This window comes from Actinoallomurus purpureus (assembly GCF_024055795.1).
In the GTDB taxonomy this organism is placed as follows: domain Bacteria; phylum Actinomycetota; class Actinomycetes; order Streptosporangiales; family Streptosporangiaceae; genus Actinoallomurus; species Actinoallomurus purpureus.
In genome coordinates this window covers 59945-82393 of the sequence record NZ_JAMXMY010000001.1, presented here as the reverse complement: position 1 = coordinate 82393, position 22449 = coordinate 59945, and the positions used below count along the sequence as shown (strand labels likewise).

Annotated in this window: 21 protein-coding genes; 14 read left to right on the top strand and 7 right to left on the bottom strand. The window is 71.7% G+C overall.

Annotation, left to right across the window (positions count from 1 at the left end; translation table 11 throughout):
* Positions 1-56: 56 nt before the first annotated feature.
* From NE236_RS00405 to NE236_RS00385, 5 genes are all read left to right on the top strand, one after another.
* Positions 57-2873, top strand: coding sequence for a family 20 glycosylhydrolase (locus NE236_RS00405; RefSeq protein ID WP_252839726.1), 2817 nt, complete (start codon positions 57-59; stop codon positions 2871-2873).
* Between the two features lie 221 nt (positions 2874-3094).
* Positions 3095-4075, top strand: a complete 981-nt coding sequence (locus tag NE236_RS00400) for an alpha/beta hydrolase (protein ID WP_252839725.1) — start codon at positions 3095-3097, stop codon at positions 4073-4075.
* 196 nt (positions 4076-4271) lie between these two features.
* Positions 4272-5051 (top strand): SGNH/GDSL hydrolase family protein, encoded by a 780-nt coding sequence (locus NE236_RS00395; RefSeq protein ID WP_308209031.1) that lies wholly within the window; start codon positions 4272-4274, stop codon positions 5049-5051.
* Positions 5052-5368: 317 nt separating this feature from the next.
* Entirely contained in the window at positions 5369-6073 is a 705-nt protein-coding gene (locus NE236_RS00390) for a DUF4253 domain-containing protein (protein WP_252839723.1), read from the top strand.
* A 69-nt stretch (positions 6074-6142) separates the two neighbouring features.
* Complete coding sequence (locus NE236_RS00385) at positions 6143-6541, top strand: TIGR03618 family F420-dependent PPOX class oxidoreductase (protein ID WP_252839722.1); 399 nt, start codon at positions 6143-6145, stop codon at positions 6539-6541.
* A gap of 137 nt (positions 6542-6678) precedes the next feature.
* Here NE236_RS00385 and NE236_RS00380 read toward each other — a convergent pair whose 3' ends face one another.
* Together NE236_RS00380 and NE236_RS00375 are read right to left on the bottom strand one after the other, a co-directional pair.
* Positions 6679-7077 carry a ricin-type beta-trefoil lectin domain protein gene (locus NE236_RS00380; RefSeq protein WP_252839721.1) on the bottom strand — a complete coding sequence of 133 codons (399 nt, stop codon included), beginning with the start codon at positions 7075-7077 and terminating at the stop codon, positions 6679-6681.
* A 34-nt stretch (positions 7078-7111) separates the two neighbouring features.
* Positions 7112-7387 carry a GntR family transcriptional regulator gene (locus NE236_RS00375; protein ID WP_252839720.1) on the bottom strand — a complete coding sequence of 92 codons (276 nt, stop codon included), beginning with the start codon at positions 7385-7387 and terminating at the stop codon, positions 7112-7114.
* 220 nt (positions 7388-7607) lie between these two features.
* Between NE236_RS00375 and NE236_RS00370 the strand changes: the two genes are divergently transcribed.
* The 6 genes from NE236_RS00370 to NE236_RS00345 all read left to right on the top strand — a co-directional run bounded on the left by NE236_RS00370 (position 7608) and on the right by NE236_RS00345 (position 14323).
* Positions 7608-7826: a hypothetical protein gene (locus NE236_RS00370; RefSeq protein WP_252839719.1), complete on the top strand. Its 219-nt coding sequence runs from the start codon at positions 7608-7610 to the stop codon at positions 7824-7826.
* Between the two features lie 131 nt (positions 7827-7957).
* Positions 7958-9283: an alginate lyase family protein gene (locus NE236_RS00365; protein ID WP_252839718.1), complete on the top strand. Its 1326-nt coding sequence runs from the start codon at positions 7958-7960 to the stop codon at positions 9281-9283.
* A 69-nt stretch (positions 9284-9352) separates the two neighbouring features.
* Positions 9353-11239, top strand: coding sequence for a Na+/H+ antiporter NhaA (gene nhaA, locus NE236_RS00360; protein ID WP_252839717.1), 1887 nt, complete (start codon positions 9353-9355; stop codon positions 11237-11239).
* A 92-nt stretch (positions 11240-11331) separates the two neighbouring features.
* Complete coding sequence (locus NE236_RS00355) at positions 11332-11598, top strand: hypothetical protein (protein WP_252839716.1); 267 nt, start codon at positions 11332-11334, stop codon at positions 11596-11598.
* 446 nt (positions 11599-12044) lie between these two features.
* Positions 12045-12680 carry a TetR family transcriptional regulator gene (locus tag NE236_RS00350; protein WP_252839715.1) on the top strand — a complete coding sequence of 212 codons (636 nt, stop codon included), beginning with the start codon at positions 12045-12047 and terminating at the stop codon, positions 12678-12680.
* A gap of 173 nt (positions 12681-12853) precedes the next feature.
* On the top strand, positions 12854-14323 hold the full coding sequence (locus NE236_RS00345; RefSeq protein ID WP_252839714.1) for an AMP-binding protein: 1470 nt from the start codon (positions 12854-12856) through the stop codon (positions 14321-14323).
* Positions 14324-14478: 155 nt separating this feature from the next.
* Here the strand turns inward: NE236_RS00345 and NE236_RS00340 are convergent, their stop codons facing one another.
* The 5 genes from NE236_RS00340 to NE236_RS00320 all read right to left on the bottom strand — a co-directional run bounded on the left by NE236_RS00340 (position 14479) and on the right by NE236_RS00320 (position 20676).
* Positions 14479-17547, bottom strand: a complete 3069-nt coding sequence (locus NE236_RS00340; RefSeq protein WP_252839713.1) for a coiled-coil domain-containing protein — start codon at positions 17545-17547, stop codon at positions 14479-14481.
* The gene (locus NE236_RS00335; RefSeq protein ID WP_252839712.1) at positions 17544-18185 is read right to left on the bottom strand and encodes a hypothetical protein; all 642 of its coding nucleotides are present in this window, start codon (positions 18183-18185) and stop codon (positions 17544-17546) included. The genes NE236_RS00340 and NE236_RS00335 overlap by 4 nt, the downstream gene beginning before the upstream one ends.
* Positions 18178-18735: a hypothetical protein gene (locus NE236_RS00330; protein WP_252839711.1), complete on the bottom strand. Its 558-nt coding sequence runs from the start codon at positions 18733-18735 to the stop codon at positions 18178-18180. The genes NE236_RS00335 and NE236_RS00330 overlap by 8 nt, the downstream gene beginning before the upstream one ends.
* Positions 18728-19987: a hypothetical protein gene (locus NE236_RS00325; RefSeq protein ID WP_252839710.1), complete on the bottom strand. Its 1260-nt coding sequence runs from the start codon at positions 19985-19987 to the stop codon at positions 18728-18730. The genes NE236_RS00330 and NE236_RS00325 overlap by 8 nt, the downstream gene beginning before the upstream one ends.
* An 80-nt stretch (positions 19988-20067) precedes the next feature.
* On the bottom strand, positions 20068-20676 hold the full coding sequence (locus NE236_RS00320) for a class I SAM-dependent methyltransferase (protein WP_252839709.1): 609 nt from the start codon (positions 20674-20676) through the stop codon (positions 20068-20070).
* Between the two features lie 179 nt (positions 20677-20855).
* On the opposite strand from NE236_RS00320, the gene NE236_RS00315 reads away from it, so the two are divergent.
* The 3 genes from NE236_RS00315 to NE236_RS00305 are packed head-to-tail and all read left to right on the top strand — an operon-like array spanning position 20856 to position 22337.
* Complete coding sequence (locus tag NE236_RS00315) at positions 20856-21644, top strand: AfsR/SARP family transcriptional regulator (protein ID WP_252839708.1); 789 nt, start codon at positions 20856-20858, stop codon at positions 21642-21644.
* Positions 21645-21700: 56 nt separating this feature from the next.
* Positions 21701-22057 carry a DurN family substrate-assisted peptide maturase gene (locus NE236_RS00310; protein WP_252839707.1) on the top strand — a complete coding sequence of 119 codons (357 nt, stop codon included), beginning with the start codon at positions 21701-21703 and terminating at the stop codon, positions 22055-22057.
* Between the two features lie 43 nt (positions 22058-22100).
* On the top strand, positions 22101-22337 hold the full coding sequence (locus NE236_RS00305) for a cinnamycin family lantibiotic (protein ID WP_252839706.1): 237 nt from the start codon (positions 22101-22103) through the stop codon (positions 22335-22337).
* The last annotated feature ends 112 nt before the right edge of the window (positions 22338-22449 follow it).

The window sequence follows — 22449 nt, the reverse complement described above, 5'->3', positions numbered from 1 at the left end:
CTGCCATCCGGCGACGATGGCTCCCACCGAACTCCCAGGAGAGCGACCTTTTCCCTATGAGCACCCCGATCAGATCGGCAGCGCTCCGCCTGCTTGCGGCGACGGCGCTGGCCTCATCCTTCGTCCTGACCACGGCTCCCGCGCACGCGGTGACCAGTGCCTGTCACCCCCGCGGGCGGGACCTGTCCGTCACCTTCCAGCCGATCGACCACACCGTCACCGACGCGCAGTACTTCCTCGCCCGTCTCACACTGGCCAACCGGGGCGGCCGGTGCTCCCTCGGCGGGAACTGGGCGTTGTACTTCAACTCCGTACGCAGGCCCGCCGCCGTCCTGCCGGGCACGGCGGGCGACACGGCGCGTGCGCAGCTGGCCGGCCAGGGCCTGTCCGTGGCCCACGCCGACAACGCGCAGAGCGGTGACCTGTACGTCCTGAAGCCCACCAGCGGATTCAAGCCCCTCGGGCCGGGCGAGCGCCGCCAGATCGACATCAACATCGAGCTGTGGGCGGTCCAGAAGACCGACGCGCCCGCGGGATGGAGCATCTCCTTCGACGGCGGGCCCGCCGAGTGGGTGCCCGCCAAGACGCTGCTCGATCCGGCCGACCCGAAGCAGACCAAGGCGTTCTCCGGCGACAACCGCCCCGTACAGACCGCGGCGATCCGGTTCGCCGACAACACCGCGCAGCGGGCGAACCTGGCCCTCAAGCAGCGGCTGCTGCCGCAGCCGCTGTCGGCGACCGCCGGCCAGGGCACGGTGACGATCGACGGGCGGACGACGATCCGCAACCCGGCCGCGCTGTCCGGAGAGGCCGGCTACCTGCGCTCGGCGCTCGGCGACGTGATCAAGGGCCGCGGAGGCAAGGGCGGGGCCGTCATCCGGCTGTCGGTCGACCCGAAGCTGGACGTCGACCATGACGGCAAGGCGGACGCCGAGGGCTACACCCTGCGCTCGGCCGCCACCGGGGTGGACATCGTCGGCACGGACGCGGCCGGCGTGCTGTACGGCGTGCAGACGCTGCGACAGCTCATCCCCGTGTCGGCGTACGAGGCGGCGGCCCGCGGGGCCAGGCCGTCGAAGATCGCCCTTCCGTCGGCGACGATCGCCGACGCCCCGCTGTTCGGCTACCGCGGACTGGGCATCGACGTGGCGCGCCACTTCGAGACCAAGCAGACGATCGAGAAGTTCCTCGATCTGATGTCGTACCTGAAGTTGAACCGGCTGCACTTCCACCTCAGCGACGACGAGGGCTGGCGGCTGCAGATCCCGGGCCTGCCGGAGCTGACCGGCTTCGGCGCGCACCGCGGGCTGGACACCGGCCAGACGAAGCAGCTGCACCAGGGCATGGGATCGGGCAACGACCTGGGGGCCGGCGACGGCGTGACCGGCAAGGCCCGCAGCGAGACGGAGGCCAACCTGGGACGCAAGCCCGCGTACCAGGGCTTCGAGCAGGACACGCTGAACTTCGTCGGGAAGGGCAGCGGCTACTACACGACCGCGGACTTCGGCGAGCTCCTGAAGTACGCGACCCGGCGGCACATCGAGGTCGTCCCGGAGTTCGACTTCCCGGCGCACGCGCGGGCGGCGGTGCAGTCGATGGAGCACCGGTACCAGTCGACCGGGGACGCGACGTACCGCCTGCTGGACCCGAAGGACACCTCCCAGCACACCAGCGTCCAGGGCTACACCGACAACCTGGCCAACCCGTGCCTGCCGAGCACGTACGCGTTCCTCTCCAAGGTCGTGACCGAGGTGAAGGGCCTGTACGCCAAGGCGGGCGCGCCGCTGGGCACGTTCAACCTGGGCGGCGACGAGCCGCCAGGGCCCAACCGCTGGCAGGGCTCGCCCGCGTGCAAGAGCAACCCGCAGACCGCCGGCAAGGACGACGCCGCGCTGATGAACTACTTCTTCACGAAGTGGAACCAGATCGCGCTGACGGCCGCGCCGACGACCGCCGGGTGGGAGGACGTCGTCCGTGACGACCCACGGACGCTGAAGCTCGACCACTTCATCGCGCTGCCCTGGCAGAACGTCTGGGGCTGGGGCCGGGAGGCCTGGGCGTACCACTTCGCCAACAACGGGCAGCCGGTGATCCTCGCGCACGCGACCAACCTGTACATGGACATGCCCTACAACAAGGACCCGGACGAGCCCGGCTACTACTGGGCCAACTACGTCGACGAGAAGAACACCTTCACGTACCAGCCGTACGACGTGTACGCGAGCGCCACCCAGGACCGGTGGGGCAACCCGTTCACGCCGGATCCGAGCTGGGAGAAGCTCACGCCCGAGGGCCGCAAGAACATCCTCGGGATGGAGGCCCAGCTGTGGGCCGAGAACGGCAAGTCGCAGGAGATACGGGAGTACCAGGCGTTCCCTAAGCTCCTCGGTGTCGCCGAGCGCGCCTGGAACCGCGACACGCCGAACACCGCCCAGATGCCGGCGGCGTGGAACGTGTTCGACAACACGCTCGGGCAGGTGACGTTCCCGCTGCTGTCGTTCTACAAGCCGGTCGGGCTGCCGGGTGTCGGCGTGAACTACCGGATCCCGCTGCCGGGCGGGCAGGTGCAGGGCGGGACGCTCACCGCGAACGTCCGGAACCCGGGCCTGGCGATCGAGTACTCCGCCGACGGCGTCTCCTGGAAGCGGTACGGCGGCCCGGTGAAGGCCGGACCGACCGTGCTGCTGCGCACCCGCGCCGCCGACGGGCGGACCAGCCGGATCTCGACGGTCGGCCTGCCGGTGTGGCAGGCGGGCACGGCGTACCCGGCGGGCGCCCTGGTGGACCACCAGGGTGAGATCTACCGGGCGACGCGCGGCAGCTCGTCGGCCGCCCCGGACACGTCCCCCACCTCCTGGACGCTGGTCCAATAAGATCGGTCGGGCGGCCGGGCGAACAACGCACCCCCGCCGCCCGTCTCACCTTCCGGTGGCTCCGACCACGGTATTCGTCACTTTTTCACGTGACCTATGCTGTGGCCCGGTGCCGCGTGGGGGCTCTCTCCCAGAGACCGGCCGGCGGGGTGTGAACCCGGCTCCGCCAGGATCCGGTTCCCCGCTCCGCCGTTCATGCTTCTCCCTGGAGGGTCCCCCGTATGATCACGCCTCGTCTGCCTCGTACCCGCGGACTGAGCAGGTGCCTGGCGGCCGTCGCGGTGGTCATCGCGGTCTGGGTGACGACGCTGGGCGCGGGACGCGTCAACATGTACGCCAGGCCGGGCGCGTTGCCGGCCCTGTCGGTGTCGACCCTCGCCGCCCGCTACAAGGTGAACCGCCGGGCGATCGGGCAGGCGCTGAAGACGGCCCGCCGGATCCAGGACTTCGCCATGGCCGGGTCGCTGAGCCACCTGCTGGCGCCCGGACGGCAGTTCCTGTCCTTCGACGCGCGCGGCACCGGCCGCGGCGTCGAGGTCCTCGGCGACCTGGCCCACGCTCGCCGGGTGGCCATCCTGGTGCCGGGCGCCGACACGACCCTGACGACGTTCGACGTCCGCGGGCACCGTCCCTATGCCACGCCCGGCGGCGGTGCGCGGGCGCTGCTGGACCAGGCGCGGCGGATCGAGCCGGGCACGGACCTGGCCGTGATCGCCTGGCTGGGCTACAGCCCGCCCAAGGTCACAAGCGCCGGGGTCATCACCGACTTCCGCGCCGACACCGGGGCGGCGCGGCTGCGCCGCTTCGTCGCCGACGTCCACCGTCTGAACCCTTCGGCCCGTACGACCCTGGTCTGCCACAGCTACGGATCCGTCGTGTGCGGGGAGGCCGTCAGGGGCCTGCCGGTGAGCGACGTGGTGGCCTTCGGCAGCCCGGGGATGTCGACGTCCAGTGCCGCCGGGCTGGGCACGCGGGCGCGCGTGTGGGCGGCGCGCGGCGCGAACGACTGGATGCGACTCGTCCCGCACGTGCGGATGTTCGGCCTGGGATTCGGCACCGACCCGGTGTCGCCGCAGTTCGGCGCGCGGGTCTTCGCGGCGGGGGCCGCCGAGCACAGCGACTACCTGCGGCCCGGCTCCGTGTCGCTGCGGAATCTCGCGCTGATAGCACTCGGCCGCGGCTCTCAGGTCGCCCTCGCCTGAGCCACGCCCCTGGGACAATAGGCAACAAATCTGACAGTCGTTTCGTTAGATGTCAACGACTGAATCGGTCATGAAAATGGCCGATTTCGGCTCCTCCTCAAACGGGGATTTCGGTGCTTGAGTAGGTCGAGCCTCCGTCCCCCAATCAGGAGAGTCGATGAAACTCCCCCGCCTTGTCGTCTCCGCAGGATGCGCTGTGACCCTCTCGGCCGCCGTGATCGGCGCTGCCGCCGCCTCCGCCTCGGCCGCCACCGTCAACTACGTCGCGCTCGGCGATTCCTACTCGTCGGGCACCGGCACCGGTTCCTACGACCTGGACAGCGCCTGTCAGCGCAGCAGCAAGGCCTACCCCGCCAAGTGGGCCGCCGCGCACTCGCCCGCCTCGTTCAAATTCGCCGCCTGCTCCGGCGCCACGACCACCGACGTGCTCAACAAGCAGCTCGGATCGCTCAGCTCGAGCACCTCGCTGGTGAGCATCACCATCGGCGGTAACGACGCCGGCTTCAGCAGCGTCATGCAGACCTGCGTCCTGGGCTCCGACTCCAGCTGCACGACCGCGGTCAACAACGCGAAGAACTTCGTCGACACCCAACTCCCGGGCCGCCTGAGCACCCTGTACTCCACGATGCGGTCCAAGGCGCCGAACTCCCACTTCGTCGTACTCGACTACCCGCGCCTGTACATCACCAACGACACGTACTGCGTCGGGATGAGCCACACCAAGCACGTCGCCCTCAACGCCGCCGCCACCGAGCTCGACACCGTGATCGGCAAGGCCGCGGCCGACGCCGGGTTCGGCTTCGCCGACGTGCGCGGTCAGTTCTCGGGACACGAGCTGTGCTCGGGCGACGGCTGGCTCCACTCGGTCACCATCCCGATCGGCGACTCGTACCACCCGACGGCGACCGGCCACTCGAGTGGATACCTGCCGGTGTTCAGCGCCAGCACGGCGGCCGCCGCGGCCAAGGCCGGCTGAGACGCCGAGCCGGCTCATCCTCGGCCGAGAACGGCCGTGGTCCAACGCGGCCGGCCGGGGAACGCCTCGCTTGACCTCGCCGGACGGATCCGGCCGGTCGGCGTCCCGTCCGGCCGGATCCGTCCACGGGCACTGAGCGGCCGGGCCGCCCGCACGCCGGGCGCCCGGCCGCACTACGATCTCCGCAGCGCCGGGATCCGCTCGGTGCCGGAGCGACTGCGATGGATTATCACGAACGGCTGCCGCCAGAAGTGGCTGAACTCTTCCCTGATGGCGGTACCAGCCGGACACTGTCCGTAACACTCCCGTCCGGATACGTGGTGTGGCCGGATCCGGGATACCCCCAGCACCAGCCGGCCAAGGGGCCCGCCTTCTGGGTCAGCGACGAACCGGTGCCGTGCGCCCTGTGGTCGCGGCTGCGCGCCGAACACCACACCTCGGGCCTGTGGCCGGTGATGCTGGAGGACGCCACACAGCCGTGGTCGACCGGACAGATCGCGCCGGAACCCGTCGATGAGATCGACAACTATGACGCGGCCGCGTTCATGGCCGAGATCTGGGCCGAGTGGGAGGACCCCGCCGCGGACATCGCCCCCTTCGGCCGCTACTCCCCCGGCCCTGCCCCATCGGTTGAACGGCGGGATGATCCGGACGCCCTCGCCGACCAGTGCGTGGAACTCCTCGGCGGACGTCCCCTGGGGCTGGTGCCCGTCGCCCGCGGTGCCGACGCGCTCACCGTCATGGGCTGGCAGGGTGCCCGTCACCACAATCCCTGGACCGCACCGCTGTCGGCGGTGGTGCGCAGTTGGGAGGACCGGTTCGGAGCACGGCTCATCGGCGTCGGCTTCAACACGCTGGAACTGAGCGTCTCCGCGCCGCCGACCACCTTCCGGCACGCCCTGCACGTGGCGGCCGAGCACTGGACGTTCTGTCCGGAGATCATTTTGCAGGGGCCGGGAACCCTGGAGGGGCACGCGGAGCAGATCTGCGGCAGCCCGATATGGTCGTTCTGGTGGGAGTGATCCGGGTGGCCGGAAAGCCCTCCGGACCGCGGCCTCCGTCATGCCATCGACGACAGACTGGAGACGGACATGTCCGGACTGAGCGACGACGCCAAGGAACTGCTCCGTAAGCCCTACTACGCGTGGGCGACGACCGTCCGCCCCGACGGGTCCCTGCACAGCACCGTCGTCTGGGTCGACGTCGACGGGGACGACGTCATCTTCAACACCGCGATCGGGCGGGCGAAGGAGCGGCACCTGCGCCGGGACCCCCGCGTCTCGATCAGCGTGCTCGACCCGAACGACGGCTTCCACGCCGTCAGCGTCTCCGGTAAGGCCCGGCTGGAGGAGGAGGGCGCCGACGGGGTCATCGACGGCCTCGCCAAGAAGTACCTCGGCGTCGACACCTACCCGTACCGCACGCCCACCGAACGGCGCATCACGGTGCGCATACCGGCCGAGAACGTCGTCTACTCCGCCGGCGGGTGACCCCGACGGCCTCTGTCGCGCAACGGCCACGGCCCTCGTCGCTGCGGCGAGAGCGCGAAGAGACCTCCTGGTCCAGACGTGCCCGGAGTCCCGGGGCGGCTGTCTCCCTTCCGCCCCGACCGAGCCGGTCGATCAGCTCACCGTCGCGTCGTCGGAACCGGTGTGGGCCGCGTCGCCGGGGTCGTTCCCTCTCCGGTCGTCGCCGACGGGGTGAACGTCCACTGGCTCACCGAACCCGAGCAGCCGCCCGCGACCACGTTGCCGCCCGACGCACGGAAGCACTTCTGTCCTGTCTGGATATCCGAGATCGTGCCGTTCGGATTGATCGACCATTGTTGCGACGGTCCGCCGGTGCGTGCCTTGAGCGCGATCTTGCCGCCGGAGTTGGCCGCACACAGGTCGTTGATCACCAGGAACGCGCCGTGGAACGTGAACTGCTGGCCGGCAGCGCCGTTGCAGGACGCGGTCTTTGTGCGCTCTACTCGCCCGCGCAGCTGCTCGGCGTAACGGGCCGGTGGCGGGTACGCGTCCGCCACCGAGATCCAGATCGCGGTCCCCGCCGGGTAGTCCTCACCCGGCGTCGCCGTCCTCCTCCTTCTTCGGCGCGCGGATGTAGGTGCCCTTCGCCGGAAGGGTGATGACCAGCTTGCGCTCCCGCAGGTCCCGGATGGCGCGCCGCGCGGTGCCGAGCGCCACGCCGTACTCCACCGCGAGGTCGCGCTCCCCGGGCAGCCGTGTGGCGGCCCGCAGCTCGCCTTCGTCGATGCGCTTCGCGATGTGGTCCGCGACCTGCTTGTAGCGGTATTCCGGGTCAGATCCGTCGAAAACCGGCTTCTCGTCGCTCACGAGAATCACATTAGAGCAGCCTTCAGCAGCACAAACCCACAGGTAGCGGTCTGCCGCGCTACACCGCTCTATGAAGCTGATACGCTACTCACGCAGATGCCGGGCGCCCTCCGGCGGCCACGTGTTCGGCGGGTTCGCGGGGTACGGAGCGAGCGCTCGGGGGGCGGTGGCGCGGCGGGGAACCGCGCCACCGCCTCAGGGGGGATGACAGGCGGGGTTTATGGGCGACGAGGACACCGACCGGCTCCATCGGATCCAGGCGGCACTGGACGACTTCCGGGCGACGCTGGCGAGCGTCCCGGTCGTCGGCGTCGCGCACTGGTCCGAGGTCGATCAGCTCACCGAGCTGATCCGCCGCCACCCCGAAACGGCCCGCCGCATCCTCCGCGAGGAGGACGAGAGACCGTCGGCCGACGATCCAGACATCCTCTCTTTATAGCGAACCAAGGGCGATCCGAGGTCATCAGCGCCCCGACTTGGCGAAGATACATCCGATGTATGGCTTGACCATCGACCCTGCGGTGAGTCAACCTCGTGTGCGGACGTTCACCCCTCACCCCGGGAGGTCCGATGCGACGCCTCTGGACGCGCCGGCTGGTCGCTCTCAGCGCCATCGCGGCATCGGCGCTCGCCGCCACGCCGACCGTCGCCTCGGCGTCCCGGTCGGACGGCGCCGTCGCCGCGCGCACGGGCCACGGCCGTGCGCCGGGCACCGTCGTGCTGGACGGCGCGCGGCTCATGCGGATCCGGCAGCGGCTCGCCACCCGGCCCGACCGGCGGCTCCGGACGGCGCTCGGGGCGCTGACGCGCGCCGCCGACGCCGAGCTGAGGGCCGGCCCCTGGTCGGTGATGGACAAGGCCACCACCGTCAGCGCCGACGAGCACGACTACTACAGTCTGGCCACCTACTGGTGGCCCAGCGAGCCGAAGACACCCGACAACCCGTACGGCTGCCCGTTCGTGCAGCATGACGGACACTGGGCGCCGGACGTGGCCACCACGGGCGACCTGCCGACCCTGCACAAGTCGTGGACCGCCATCTCCGACCTGTCCCTCGCCTGGTTCTACACCCGCCGGCCCGCGTACGCCCGCCGCGCCGCGCTCGACATCCGCACGTGGTTCCTCGATCCAGCGACGCGGATGAATCCGAACATGGACTACGCCCAGGCGATCCCGTGCGGCGCGAACCCACAGGGGCGCAACTACGGCATCATCGAGTCCGCGCAGGCGATCACGCAGGTGATCGACGCGCTGGCGATCCTCGACTCCGGGGCGCCCGGCTGGAAGGCCCGCGACCGTGCGGGCATCCGCGACTGGCTCGGCCGCTTCCTCGACTGGATGCAGACCAGTCCGTTCGGTCAGGCCGAGAGCGCCACCAAGAACAACCACGGCACCTTCAAGGACCTGCAGGACGCCGCGATCGCGCTCTACATCGGGCGGACCGACCTCGCCAAGCAGCTGATCGTCGGCGCGGAGGCCAAGCGGATCGACCCGCAGATCGCCGCGGACGGGAGCCAGCCGGGTGAGCTGAGCCGCACCCGGCCCTGGCACTACGCCAACTTCAACGCGCAGGCCTTCTGCCGCCTGGCCGACACGGCCCGGCGCGTCGGTGTCGACCTGTGGTCCTACACCGCTCCGAACGGCGGCAGCATCCCGAAGGCGATCGACTTCCTCATCCCGGCCGCTGAGAAGGGCGCGGACGCCTGGCCCTACCCCGACCTGGACGTCTTCGACCGGAGCCTGGTGGTGGACAAGCTTCACGCCGCCGCGACGGAGGCGAACGACGGCCGTGCTCGGGCCGCGCTCCCCCACGTGCCCACCCCGCAGGGCGGCGACCGGTGGCCCGTCGAGCCCACCTGCTGGCAGGACCTGTCGCAGCCGCCGCTGCAGAAATGAGCCCGTCGGCGCGGCCCCGCCACCCCACCGCCGTGCCCGGCCGCTCCGGCCCTGCGTGAGAATTCGTGTATGACCGAATCTCGGGAGGCCGCCCCGTTCTCGGGACGGACCGTCTGGACGTGGAACAACACTCCGCTGCGCGAATTCCTGCGGACCGAGACCGGCAGCGCGTTCGTGCTGCTGTCCGCCACGATCGCCGCGCTGGTGTGGGCGAACGTCGACGCTTCCTCGTACGACCGCGCCTGGCGCACGGTGCTGTCCGTCCACGTCGGCGGTTCTGGTGTGTCGCTGGACCTGCGGACGTGGGTGAACAGCGGTCTGATGACGTTCTTCTTCTTCGTCGTCGGCCTGGAGGCGCGCCGGGAGTTCGACCTGGGCGAGCTGCGCGACCGCCGGCGGCTGGTGCTGCCGGTGATCGCGGGCGTCGGCGGCATGATCGTCCCGATCGCCATCTACCTGGTGGCGAACGGCGGCGGCCCGGCCGCGCACGGCTGGGGCATCGCGATGTCGACCGACACGGCGTTCGCCCTGGGGATGCTCAGCCTGGCCGCCGCCAAGCTCCCCGTGCGCATGCACGCCTACCTCCTCACGGTCACGGTCGTCGACGACTTCGTCGCCCTGGCGGTCATCGGCGTGTTCTACAGCAAGAACGTCGCGTTCATGCCGCTGCTGGTCGCGATCGCCATCTTCGCCGTGATCCTGATCGCCCGCGCGCTGGGGGTGCGATACGGCCTCGTGTACGCGCTGCTGGGCGTGGCGGCGTGGGTGGCGATGCTCGAGTCCGGTGTGGAGCCCGTCGTCATCGGCCTGGCGTTGGGCCTGATCACCTACGCGTCGCCGGCCGCGCGGACGGATCTGGAGCGGGCCAGCGACCTGTTCCGGTTGTTCCGGGAGCAGCCGACGGCCGAGCTGGCACGGACCGCGAGGACCGGCCTGGCCTCGGCGATCTCCCCCAACGAACGCCTGCAGCTGCTCTACCACCCCTGGACGAGCTATCTGATCGTTCCCTTGTTCGCGCTCGCCAACGCGGGCATCACCATCAGCGGCGACCTGCTGACCCGCGCGTTCACCTCCCCCATCACCCTCGGAATCCTGTTCGCGTATGTGGTCGGCAAGCCGCTCGGCATCACCGGCTCGACGTGGCTGGTCACCCGGCTGAGCCGCGGCCGTGTCCGGCCTCCGGTCGGCTGGGTCGCGGTGCTGGGCGGCGGGACGATCGCGGGCATCGGCTTCACGGTGTCCCTGCTGATCGCGACACTGGCCTTCACCGGCACCGAACTGGAGGAGGCGAAACTCGGCATCCTCGCGTCCGCGCTCGCCGCGTCGATCCTGACCTGGCTGCTGTTCCGCATCGCCGGACTGCTCCCGTCGCGAATCCGCCTGCGGGCCCTGTTCGGCACCGCCGAGAGCATCGTCGACCTCGCGGTGCCGGTCGACCCCGAACGCGACCACATCCGGGGACCCGTGGAGGACGCCCTCGTGACCGTGGTCGAATACGGCGACTTCGAGTGCCCGTACTGCGGCCAGGCCGAGCCGGTCGTCCGCCAGTTGCTGGCGGGGTACGGCGACGTGCGCTACGTCTGGCGGCATCTCCCGCTGCACGACGTGCATCCCAACGCGCAGTTCGCCGCCGAGGCGAGCGAGGCCGCCGCCGTGCAGGACGCGTTCTGGGAGATGCACGACATCCTGATGGACCACCAGGGCGACCTGCGCGTCCGTGACCTGATCCGGTACGCCGAGGAGCTCAAGCTGGACGTGGAGCGCTTCCGCCGGGATCTGCGCGAACACGCCGGCGCCGGCCGTGTCGCCGACGACCTGGAGTCGGCCGATCTCAGCGGCGTCTCCGGCACTCCCACCTTCTTCATCAACGGCCGCCGGCACCACGGCGCGTACGACATCGAGACGCTCACGGCGGCGGTGCGGGCGGCGAAGGCCCGTGCGGTGATCAGCGCCTGAATCCGGGTCACCTCCTCCGCCCGCCGGGCGCCGGCCGGAGGAGGTGACCACAGGACTCGCTATTCGAACACCAGTTCGAATAGAATGGGGTCATGAGACGGCGCGTGTACGACGAACCGGTTCAGGTAGAGGTCCTCGCCGATCGCCCGGCCCACTTCACCTGGGACGGCCGCGGCTACGAAGTGATCACGTTTGTCAAGATGCTCGGGCTCCAGCGCCCCCGAGATGACGTCGACACCCAGCTGTGGCAGGTGCGCGCCCGCGCCGCCGGCAGCCAGACGCCGGCAACGTACGAGTTGCGCCGCGACCACGGCTCGTGGCAGCTGGCCGCGGTCTGGGAGCCGATCGCCCGGCCCTGACGAAGCCCGCGTCCCCGACGAGACGAGCGGCCCGACGGAGCCGAGGTCCTTGACGAGGGGAGCGGGCCGGACGGAGCCGGCGTCCCCGACGAGACGGGCGGTGGGACGAGGAGGGCGGCCGGAGCGCGGCTCCGGCCGCCACGGTCACGACACGGGGCATGCGGGGTTCGCGGCGGGGACCGCGAGCGGCTCGCCGACCGGATTCAGGTAGGTGGCGTAGAGCACGACCGGCGTCCGGCCGAGGTTGCGCCCGAGATGCACCTCCCAAGGGCCGCTCGGCTCCACCAGGGCATTGCCGGCCGGGTACACGTGCGGCCGGCAGTCGTCATCGAACCGCGTCAGGGTGCCCGACTCGACAACGGCGATGGCCTTCCGCCCTGGCGGCCGTACGCGCGCGTCCCCCTCCCCTGCGTACTCTTGGGCACCGACCCGAAGGGGGTGACGCGGTGGAACCGGCGACGGTCGGCGACGGCCCCCCTGCCACCAAGCGCCTGCCCTGGGCCCAGCGGCGCGACCAGCTGCTCGCCGCGGCCGAGCGGGTCATCGCCCGCGACGGTCCCCAGGTCTCGATGGACGCCGTCGCCGCCGAGGCCGGCGTGTCGAAACCGATCGTCTACCGTCACTTCGGCGACAAGAACGGCCTGGCTCACGCGGTCGGCGAGCGCTTCGCCGTCGCGTTGCTCACCGAGTTGCACGCGACGCTGGGCGCCCACGCGGACCCGCGCGAACGCACCCGAGCCACCATCGAGGTGTTCCTGCGGCGGATCGACCATGCTCCGCAGACCTACCGTTTCCTCACCCGGGGCAGCGCCGAGGGCGCGCCGGCCCTCGGTGACGCCCTGGACGCATTCATGCGCCTGATCGGCGACGACCTGGCGGGCTTCATGTCATCGGTGAACAAGGACAAGAGCCCCGAGCGGCAGGTCCTCCTGCTGACCTGGGGCCACGCCATGGTCGGGCTCGTGCGCAGCAGCGCGGACCTGTGGCTCGACCGGCGCCACGTCAGCCGGGATAAGCTCGTCGATCAGCTGACGGACCTGCTGTGGAACGGCTTCCGGGACGCCGACTGGACAACGGGCTGACCGGCCTCGATTCCCGACGGAAGTGCACGGAACCGCTTGACAGCGTCGTACAAGAGAACCGTATGTTACGTGAAGTAACATACGGGCCACCATTCATCCCGCCCCCGGCGATCATCACTCGGTGAGCCCACCGCACGTGGGCCCCGCCCAGAGCCGCAAGGAAGAGAAGCCTCATGTCCGCAGTCACCGGAACCCCGCTCGGCGTCGCCCTGACGCGGCTCGTGGCGGCGGATCCCGAGACGCCGGCATTGACCTGCGGCACGGTCACCCTGTCCCGGCGAGAGCTGGACGAGCGCGCCAACCGCCTCGCCTGGGAACTGCGGGACCGCGGCGTCCGCGTCGGCGACCGCGTCGCGATCGTCCTGCCGAACGGCGTCGACTTCGTCGTCGCGCTGCTGGCCGCCTGGAAGGCCGGCGGCACGCCGGTCCCGGTCTCCGACCGGATGCCCGCCGCCGAGCGCGAGCCGGTCCTCGAACTGGCCCGGCCCAGGGTCGTGGTCGCCGCCACCGGCCCCGGCACTCTCCCGCCCTCCGCGGGAGCGAACCAGCCGGAGTCCGCTCCGCCGGGCATCGTCCCGCAGCCGTGGAAGATCCTCACGTCCGGCGGCAGCACCGGACGCCCGAAGCTGATCGCCACGGTCGAGCCCGGCGTCGCCGAGCGCGCGGGCCTGTTCGGTCTCGCCGCGCAGATGTCAGAGAGAGGGGCGGCGCTGGTCACGGCGCCGCTGACGCACAACGGCCCCTTCGTGTCCCTCACCGCGGCGCTGCTGTTCGGCAAGCACGTGGTCCTGATGGAGCGCTTCGACGCGGCGGAGACGCTCCGGCTGGCCGAGCGGCACCATGTGGACTGGATGTACGCCGTGCCGACGATGATGCATCGGATCTGGCGGCTGCCGGAGGCCGACCGCACGGCCACGGACCTGTCGTCGCTACGCGTGGTGTTCCACCTCGGCGCGCCGATCGCGCCGTGGCTCAAACAGGCGTGGATCGACTGGCTCGGCCCGGAGCGGATCTGGGAGCTGTACGCCGGGACGGAGGCTCAGGCCGCCACTCGCATCAGCGGCACCGAATGGCTCGCCCACCGCGGCTCGGTCGGCCGCCCGTTGGCCGGTGACATCCAGGTGCGCGATGAGTCCGGCCGGCCGCTCGGGCCGGGCCAGGTGGGCCAGGTGTGGATGCGCCCGGACGCCGGGCCGACCTACACCTACATCGGCGCCGAGGCGCGCAGCGACGGCCGCTGGGACTGGCTGGGCGACCTCGGCTACACCGACGCCGACGGCTACCTCTACCTGACCGACCGCGACACCGACATGATCCTCGTGGGCGGCTCGAACGTGTACCCGGCCGAGATCGAGAGTGCTCTGGAAGAGCACCCGGCCGTGCGCTCGTCCGCCGTCATCGGGCTGCCCGACGACGACCTCGGCTCGGCACCGCACGCGATCGTCCAGGCCGACGGCGACGCCGACGTCGACGAGGCGGCCGTGCTGGCCCACCTGCGCGAGCGGCTGGCGGCCTACAAGATCCCGAAGACGTTCGAGTTCGTCACCGAGCCGCTGCGCGACGACGCCGGCAAGATCCGGCGTTCCGCCCTCCGCGCCGCCCGCGTCCCCGCCAAGCCCTGCACGGCAGACCACACCGAGTGATCCGTGGCGGGCACCGCTGAGTGCCGCCCAGCGGACGCCGCGCCCGGCGCGCGGCGTCCGTCAGAGATCATGCTCCGGGGCCGGGTGCCGCCTTGATCCAGGGCAACGTCGTCCGTGGACGCGGCGTCCGCCTTGAGTCGACACTCCGTGTCCGGTCAGCCGGGGGCGCCGCGGGTGATCCAGTCCTGGGTCAGCTCGACGCGGTCGCCGTTGTCGTCGAACCCCCAGACCCGGGTCGGGTCGTTGAACGGCGAGGTGACGGCGTGCCTGCTGAACCACAGGATCTCGCCCGTGTAGCTCGCCGCGTGCGGGAAGACGGCGTCCTGGCACGTGCCGAACACCGTGACGCGCTGGGAGTTGGCGGCGCGTTGCAGCGCGGCGAGGATGTCAGAGCGGTTCTGGTCGCCGAGGCTGTTGCCGAGCTCGTCGAGGACGAGGACGCGTCCCTCGGCGTTCTCGTCGCTGAGCAGTGCCGCGAGCACCAGCTGGATCGCCTGGATCTTCTTCTGCGCGCTGTTCCCGGTCTCCTTGTACGGGATGGCCTCCCCGCCCAGGTCGCGGACCCAGGCCGGGGTGACGGCCCACCGGCGGGGCTGCTCGGGTTTGGCGGGCTCGCGGGCCTGGATGATGAGCCGGGCGCCGAACCCGCCGCGGGCGCGGTCGAGCCGGTCGTAGGTCGCGCTGACCGCGTCGAGACGGCCCTTGACGACCTCCTTCACCAGCTTCTGCACCGTCTGCAGCTCCTCCTCGCGCTCCTCGCGTACGGTGTCGAGCTCGCCGAGCGCCAGCTGCCGTCGCCGGCGTTCCTCCTCGATCTGCGCGCGGGTGCGCCGGTCGTGTTCGGCGAGGCCGGTGAGCACGTCGTCGAGGGCCTCGGTCAGCGTCTGGAGCCGTCGGAGCCGGTCGGCGAGCGACTCGGTGGACAGTGAGTCACGGAACCGGTCGATGAGGTCCTGGAGGTCGGAGGGTGCCGGCGTCCGGGCGTACAGGGCGTGCACCGCCTCGTTCAGCGCGTCGCGGGCGTGGTTCAGCAGGGCGTCCGGCCCGGCGGCCCGCAGCTTCGGCTCCTGCGCGCCGAGGAGCTCTTCCGCCGCGGCGGCGTCGCCGCCCCACTGACCGGTCCAGTACCGCAGGGGCAGGTCCGCGCGCCGGGAGGTGAGCTTGGCGACCTCGCGTTCGGCGTCGGTGAGGTGCTGCCGCGCCTGGGTCACCTTCTGGCCGAGGAACCGCCGCTGCTGCTCCAGAGTGTCGACCTTGCTCCGGGCGCGCATCCAGGCGGTGCTCGCCTCGGCGACCCGTGCTTTCAGGTTCGTACGGCGGTGGCGCACGTCGGCGAGGCGATCCTTCAGCTCGGCGAGCCTCTCGTCCAGCTCGGCGAGCTGACCGGCCGCCGTGGCATGCCTCAGGGCGTTCTCCAGGTGGGCCCGGCGGCTCGCGACGGCCGCGCGGGAGTCCCGGGCGGCCTCGGCGCGCTCCTCCGCCTCCGCCAGCCGGGTCTGCGCCTGCCGGATGCGGGCGTCGCGGCCGGCGATCGGCTCGGCGAAGCCGCCGATCACGGTGACGCCCGGATCGGCGTCGTGGGCGCTCGCCGGGCCGGCCACCGCCGCGACCCGCCGTTCCAGGGAGGCGAGGAACCGCCGGAGCGGGATCCGGCCGGTCACCCCGGCGGGCGGCGGGGCGTCGGGCGCGGCGTCGAGCGGGCCGTCGGCGGCCACGAGAACGGAACCGGGCAGAGATCGCAGCGCGTCCACGGCGGCGTCATGGTCGCCGGGGGCCACCACCACGGCGTGCCGGTAGGGCCACAGGCGCGGTTCCCACGCGGCGCGGACACCGTCGTCGAGCGTCACGGCGTCGAGGAGACCGGCGGCGGGCAGGCCCGCCGCGTCGAGCCGCGCGAGGATCGCGGCGGTGTCGGGGTCGTGGCCGGCCTGGATCCGCTCCAGTGCCGTACGCGCCTCGTCGACCTGCCCGGTGGCCTGCCTCAGGGCCCACTCGGCCTCCATCAGCTCGGGGGCCGACGCCTCGAGGTCGGTGCGCAGCGTCTCGGCCGGGGTGCCGTCCCACAGCTCGGCGAGCCGGGTGAGCGCCGGCCGTGACCCGCCCAGGCGTTCGAGCTCGCCCTCGTGCCGTCCCTCCTCGCCGATCAGGCCGCTCAGGTCCTCCTGGAGTGACTGGTGGACGCCGTCGAGCTCGGCGACGCGCTGTTGCAGCTCCTCGGGAACGGCGAGCTCGTCCAGTTCCGCCTGGGCCATGCGGAGGGCCTCGCGGCGTTCGTCGACCCGCGCGCCGAGCTCGTCGATCTGCTCGGCCAGGGCGGCGTCGTCGGCGTGGACGTCGAGGTAGCGCCGGGCGGCGTGCAGCCGCCGCAGCACGGCGACCCGCGCGACGTGCTCCCGCGCGCGGTCGCGGTCGGCCACGGCCGCAAGGTCGCTCTCCTCCTCGAGGCGGCGCTGCTCGTCGCGGCTGCGCTCCTCGGCGTACCGGGACTCGATCTCGACGCGCCCGGCGCGCGCGTCGCTCTCCTTGTCGACGAGATCGGTGAGCCCGGCGAGGGCGATGAGGGAGTCGCCGATCTCCTCGGGTTTGAGGTGGGACAGCTCCTCCGACACCAGCGACGGCGCCTCCGGGCGGGTGCCGTCGGTGTGGAGGTAGGACATGCAGCGCGGCGACGAGCCGTACAGGACGTCGCCGATCCGCGTCACCGGCACCCGGTTGCGCAGCGTGGCCCAGGTGCGGTGCGCGGTCTCGAGCCGCTCGGCGTCGTCCGCGCCGCGCGCGAGGACCAGGCCGTCGCTCCAGCGGACCTCGGCGTACGGGCTGCCGCCGGACTGCAGGCGGATCCACACCGACAGGGCCGACCGCTCGTCCGCGCCGCGCTCGCCGAACACCCCGACGATGTAGCCGGCGGTCGCCGGCCCGTGTTCCTTGGCGGACAGGCCCACCGGCTCGGGGCGGAACAGCAGCCGCGCGGCGTACTTCCCGCTCTCGTGCAGCCGCCACTGCGGGTCGGCGAGGATCAGCGTGATGGCGGACAGGAAGGTCGTCTTGCCCGAGCCGTTGCTGTCCACCGGTCCGCGCCCGGCGACGGTGATGAACTGTCCGGGGATGATCGGGATCGGATGCGACGTGAGCGTGCCGATCTCCAGGGTCTGCAGCGCGATCAGGTCACGCCGGCCGACCACGCCGCCGAGGCCCGCCGCCTCGATGTCGATCTCGCTCGTCACCGTTTCTCTCCCTCGATGGCCTGGGATCGCGCCTGGGCCCGCCGGCGGCGGATGGCGTCGGCGAGCGCGCCGTCGGGGTCCGCCAGCAGGATGAGGTTCTCCTCGATGAGGTTCGAGGCCTGCGGGGTCAGGCGCAGGAACTGCGGGCCCGGACGGATCGGCGCGCTGTCGCCGGGCTGGAGGAGCCCCCGGTCGCGCAGCCGCTGCAGCGACTGCCGGATCTGCTCGCGGGAGCGGATGCGCGAGTTGACGAGCGTCTCGAAGCTCACCCGGCGGGCCTGGTACGCCCGTGCCGTGCGCGGCAGCTCCCCCTGGGCCTTCGGGATGACGAACCCGTGCAGCAGGACCAGCGCGAGGACGGCCGCGTCGATGGGCTCGAGGGCGCCGATGCCCTCCCGGGTCAGCTCGCGCGCGACCGCGTCGTCGTACCCGGAGATGAAGCCCTCGCGCAGCTCGATGAGGACCCGGCCGGCCGCGCCCAGCATCGCCTCGACGTACGGCCGCAGATCGGGCGCGAGCCCTCGGTACAGGGGCATGGGCACCGGCTGGTCCGCCTCCTCGACCACCGCCACCGCCCGGCGTACGGCGAGGCGCAGGTCGTGCGGCAGCGTCTCCAGCGCCGGGACGCCGTCAGTCATCCGCCGCCTCCGTCTCCTCAGGATCCGGCATCGCCTCGTACACGCGGCGCAGCGCGGCCACCTCGTCGTCGGGCAGCGTCGCCAGCCGCGTGCCGAACCGGACGCCCGCGTCGTCCTGGTCGACCCATGCCGTGCGCCGCAGCCAGGACAGGGAGCGCTTGGGCGCGTTGTCGAAGATGGGGATCGCCTCGTCCGCCGCCGGGCGGGCGTTCACGCGGGCGAGCAGCGCGAAGACGCGTTCCGGTGCGACCGCCCGGCCCGGGTGGGGGTGCAGGTGGGGGTCCTCCCAGCACAGCCGTACGCAGGCGGCGAAGGTCAGTTGAAGGGCGGTGGGCGGCGGCGTCCACAGCGCGTGCTCGGACTGCTCGGCCAGGTCGAGGTCGGCCGGCCAGGTCAGCAGCGCGACCTGGTCCCCGGCGACGGAGGCCAGGGCGATCTCCCGCCCGGCCGCGCGGGCCGCGGCCGACGCGGCCGCCGACGTCCGTGCCGGTGCACCGCCGAGGGCGCGCAGCCGGGCCAGCGTCAGGGCGGACGGCTCCGGCTCAGTCATCGCGGTCGCCCCGGGTCGTGGCACGCTCCGCCTTGACCGCCCGCACGCCGAGCTCACTGACGTACGTCGTCGGCTGGTCGGCCGTGACGTGCAGCCGGTCGCCCAGCACCGGCTCGAAGGGCAGGTCGGGGTCGGTCGCGGAGACGAGGACGTCGGCGATGATGCGCACCGACCGCCGCCACGGCGTGCCGCGCAGCCGCTCGGTGAGGTCGACGTCGTCCTCCGAGCCGAGGTGCGCCTCGATGGCCGCCCGCCGGGACGCCTGGTATTCGCGAAGGCGCTCGGCTGCCTCCTCGACCGGGTCGCCCTCGGGCAGCGGGTCCTCACGCCGCGGCCGGCGCTGCCGGGGACGCGGCCGCGGCTGGTGCGTCTCGATCGTTCGCAGGACCTCGTGCGGTGACAGGTGCAGCCGGGGCGGGTCGAAGACGATGCCGTCGAAGACGGCGGCGAGGGCCTCGGGGCTGCCGGTGATCGCGGCCGTGCGGTAGGCCTCGGCGTCCAGGAGGGTGAAGTCGCGGCGCTGCGCGGCCTGGTCGAGGAGGCGCGCCATGTACTCCTGCACGGCGTTGACGTACTGGAGGGCGGCCTCGGCCATGCGTTCAGCGGCCCGGCGATGCTCGCCGAAGTCGCGGTTGACCCGCTCGACGATGCGGTCCGCCTGGGTGAACAGCCGCTTGGCGTCGCCGTGGTGACGCTGCTCGGCGATCAGCTCCTCCAGCGGCCGGTGGCGCACGAGCCGGCGCAGGTGCCCGGACCGGATCGTGAACTCCCGCCGCGCCTGCACGAGCGCCTCGGCCACCGAACGGCTCGTCGCCCCGCCACGCTCCAGCTCGCGATAGGTGGCGTCGAGCAGCGTGACCAGCTCCTGCAGCCCGCCGCTGGCCTCGAGCCGGCCGAACACCAGCAGCGCCGCCGACGACGCCGGGTTGAGGACGTACCGCCATTCGTAATCGCGCTGGGTGAACGGCTCGACCAGCTCCATCTTCAGGAACAGCTCGAAGTAGCGGTCGAACTGCGACCGGCCGCAGATGTGGGCGCATGACTGGGCCAGCTCGGCGCGGGTGAGGCCGCCGTACGCCTCGTGGTCGCCGAACGCGGCGTGGATCGCGCGCGCCACCTCGAGCTGGTCGAGGTCCTCGGTGACCGCCGCGCGGTCGCCGGCGACCGGCGCGGCGAACGCCTTGAGCCGGCGGTGGAACGCCTCGCGCACGGCGATGACGTCGTCGTGCTCGAAGCGCATCTGCCCGGTCATCGTCACCCCCTGTCGTCCGAGGCACGACCCTAGTCCGGTCGGCCGACACCTCGCGCACGGAGACCACGACGCCACGTCGGTCAGGGTTTGCGCCAGCACACCGAATAGCGCCACAGCAGGTGCCGCCGGAACCGCGCGCCGGGCAGCAGCCGCAGCGCGTCCCGGCGGACCTGCCCCCAGCTCATCTCCGGCTCCACCATCGGCATGCCCGGCGGGTCCGTCTTGCCGTACAGGCGGTCGAGGACCATGACGGCGGGCAGCGCGGCACCGCTGCACGCCCGATCCCAGGGCGTGCGCTCGCGGGCGAGGCCGACGATCACCAGTCGTCCGCCCGGGCGCAGCAGCTCCGCCATCCTGGTGAGCGCGCTCGTGAAGTCCATGTGGTGGATGACCGCGACCGAGCAGATGAGGTCGTACGCGCCCTCGGGCAATGGATGCCGGAGGAAGTCGGCCTGGACGAACTCCATGGCGCCCGGGGCGCCTGCGCCGGCGGCGAGCTCGCGCGCCCGTTCGATCATCTCCGCGGACCGATCCACACCGGTGACGCGGCGCGCCCGGCCGGCGAGCCTGCGGACGAGCAGGCCCTCACCGCACCCGACGTCCAGTGCCTCGCCGCAGGGATCGGGCATCGCGTCGAGTACCAGCGGGTGGTAATGGGTGTTGTGGTTCCAGTAGGCGTGAGTCTTCATGTCGGTCACCTATGCATGATCTCCGGGTGATCCACCGAGCCAATAATGCTACTCTTCGTAAAGCATCTGCTACGCTACGTTAGCGTGAGTGGAGGGGCCTCCTCCGCGAATCGTCCCCCACCCCTGCGCCGACGCACCATCCAGCCGAATCGCCTGCGACACCCCAGCGGGAGTTCAGCGTGCACGGTCCCGTCTTCGGAGTTCTCGGCCCTCTCCAGGCCAGCGTCAACGGGTGCCGGGTCGCCGTCCCGGCGGGAAAGCAGCGCATCCTGCTCGCCACCCTGTTGCTCGGCGCGAACGAGGTCGTGTCCCTCGACGAGCTCACCGAGCGCCTCTGGGACGACGCCCCGCCCCGCCGCCCGCGCGCGGCCCTGCACACCTACGTGACGCGGCTCCGGCAGACCCTGGAGCGGCACGGACGTCAGGCCGGCGGCCTCATCCGCACGTCGGCCGCCGGGTACCTCATCGAGATCGGGCGGACCGACCTCGACCTCGTCCGCTTCCGGGCGCTGGTCGCCGAGGCCAAGGCGGCGGGCCGGCGCGGCGACCTCGCCGCCGAGTCGGCCGGCCTCGCCGAGGCGCTGTCCCTGTGGCGCGGCCCCGTCCTGCCCGACGTGCGCTCGGACTCGCTGCACCGCGACGTCGTTCCGAGCCTCACCGAGGAGCGGCTGCGGGCCCTCGACCGCCGGCACGAGGTCGACCTCGCGCTGGGCAGGCATGACCGGCTGGTCGGCGAGCTGCGCGCGCTGACGGCCCGGCATCCCCTGCACGAGGGGTTCTGGCGGCACCTGATGCTCGCGCTCTACCGCTGCGGCCGGCCGGCCGAGGCCCTTGAGGCGTACGGCCGGGCGAGCGCCTGTCTCCGCGACCGGCTGGGCGTGCCTCCCGGCCGCGAGATGCGCGACCTCCACGCCGCCATTCTCCGCGGTGAGCCGGCCGCGGTCAGACAGGGCGAAAGCAGAGTGTAAGCGAACTGAAAGAGGCCCTTTCTACCGTGGTTCTCACCGAGCGAGGAAGGTCGAAGATGAGCGCAAAGGGCCCCACCATCTACCCGGGCGTGGATGTCATCCGGCGAATCCAGGAGCTCATGATCGTGTGTTCGCTGCTGCCCCCGGACGGAAGGCTTCGCGAGGCCCTCCAGCTCGCCCTCGCCGTCCACGAAGAGCCTGTTCTGTCCCGGATCAATCCCGTCGCGGATCTCCATCCCCACGCCATGAAGGCGTGGCTCGAGGCCATCTGGCTGCACGACGGCCTGACCCCGGAGGAGAAGGAGCTGGTCGACTGGCAGAACAACAGCGACAACATGGCGGCCGCCATTCACGAGCTGATGAACGTCGAACAGCAGATCGGCATCAGGCTGACCGCCGAGAAAACCGCGTAACACCGCCTCAATGGCTCATCACCACACTTTCAGGAGGTATTCCATGTCCTCAGCAATGGCCCTTCAGGCCGTCGTCGACAGCGAGTTCCGCACCGAGGTGCTGGCCGACCCCGGCGCGTTCGGCATGTCCTCCTCCTCGCTTCCCGCCCCGGTCGAGCAGCCGGACCAGGAGTCGCTGGACTTCTGGACCGAGGGCGTCGCGGCCATGGAGATCTACGCCTGCCAGACCAGCTGCAGCTGGGGTCCGATCACGGCGATCTGCGACGGCATGACCAAGTAGGCGTTCGGATCCCGCACTCCGTTCGCCCAAGGCGGGAGGCGGGAGCGTCGTCCGGTTCGCCGGATGACGCCTTCCGCCGACCGTCCGCCGGACGGCGGGCCGGCCGGTCGCC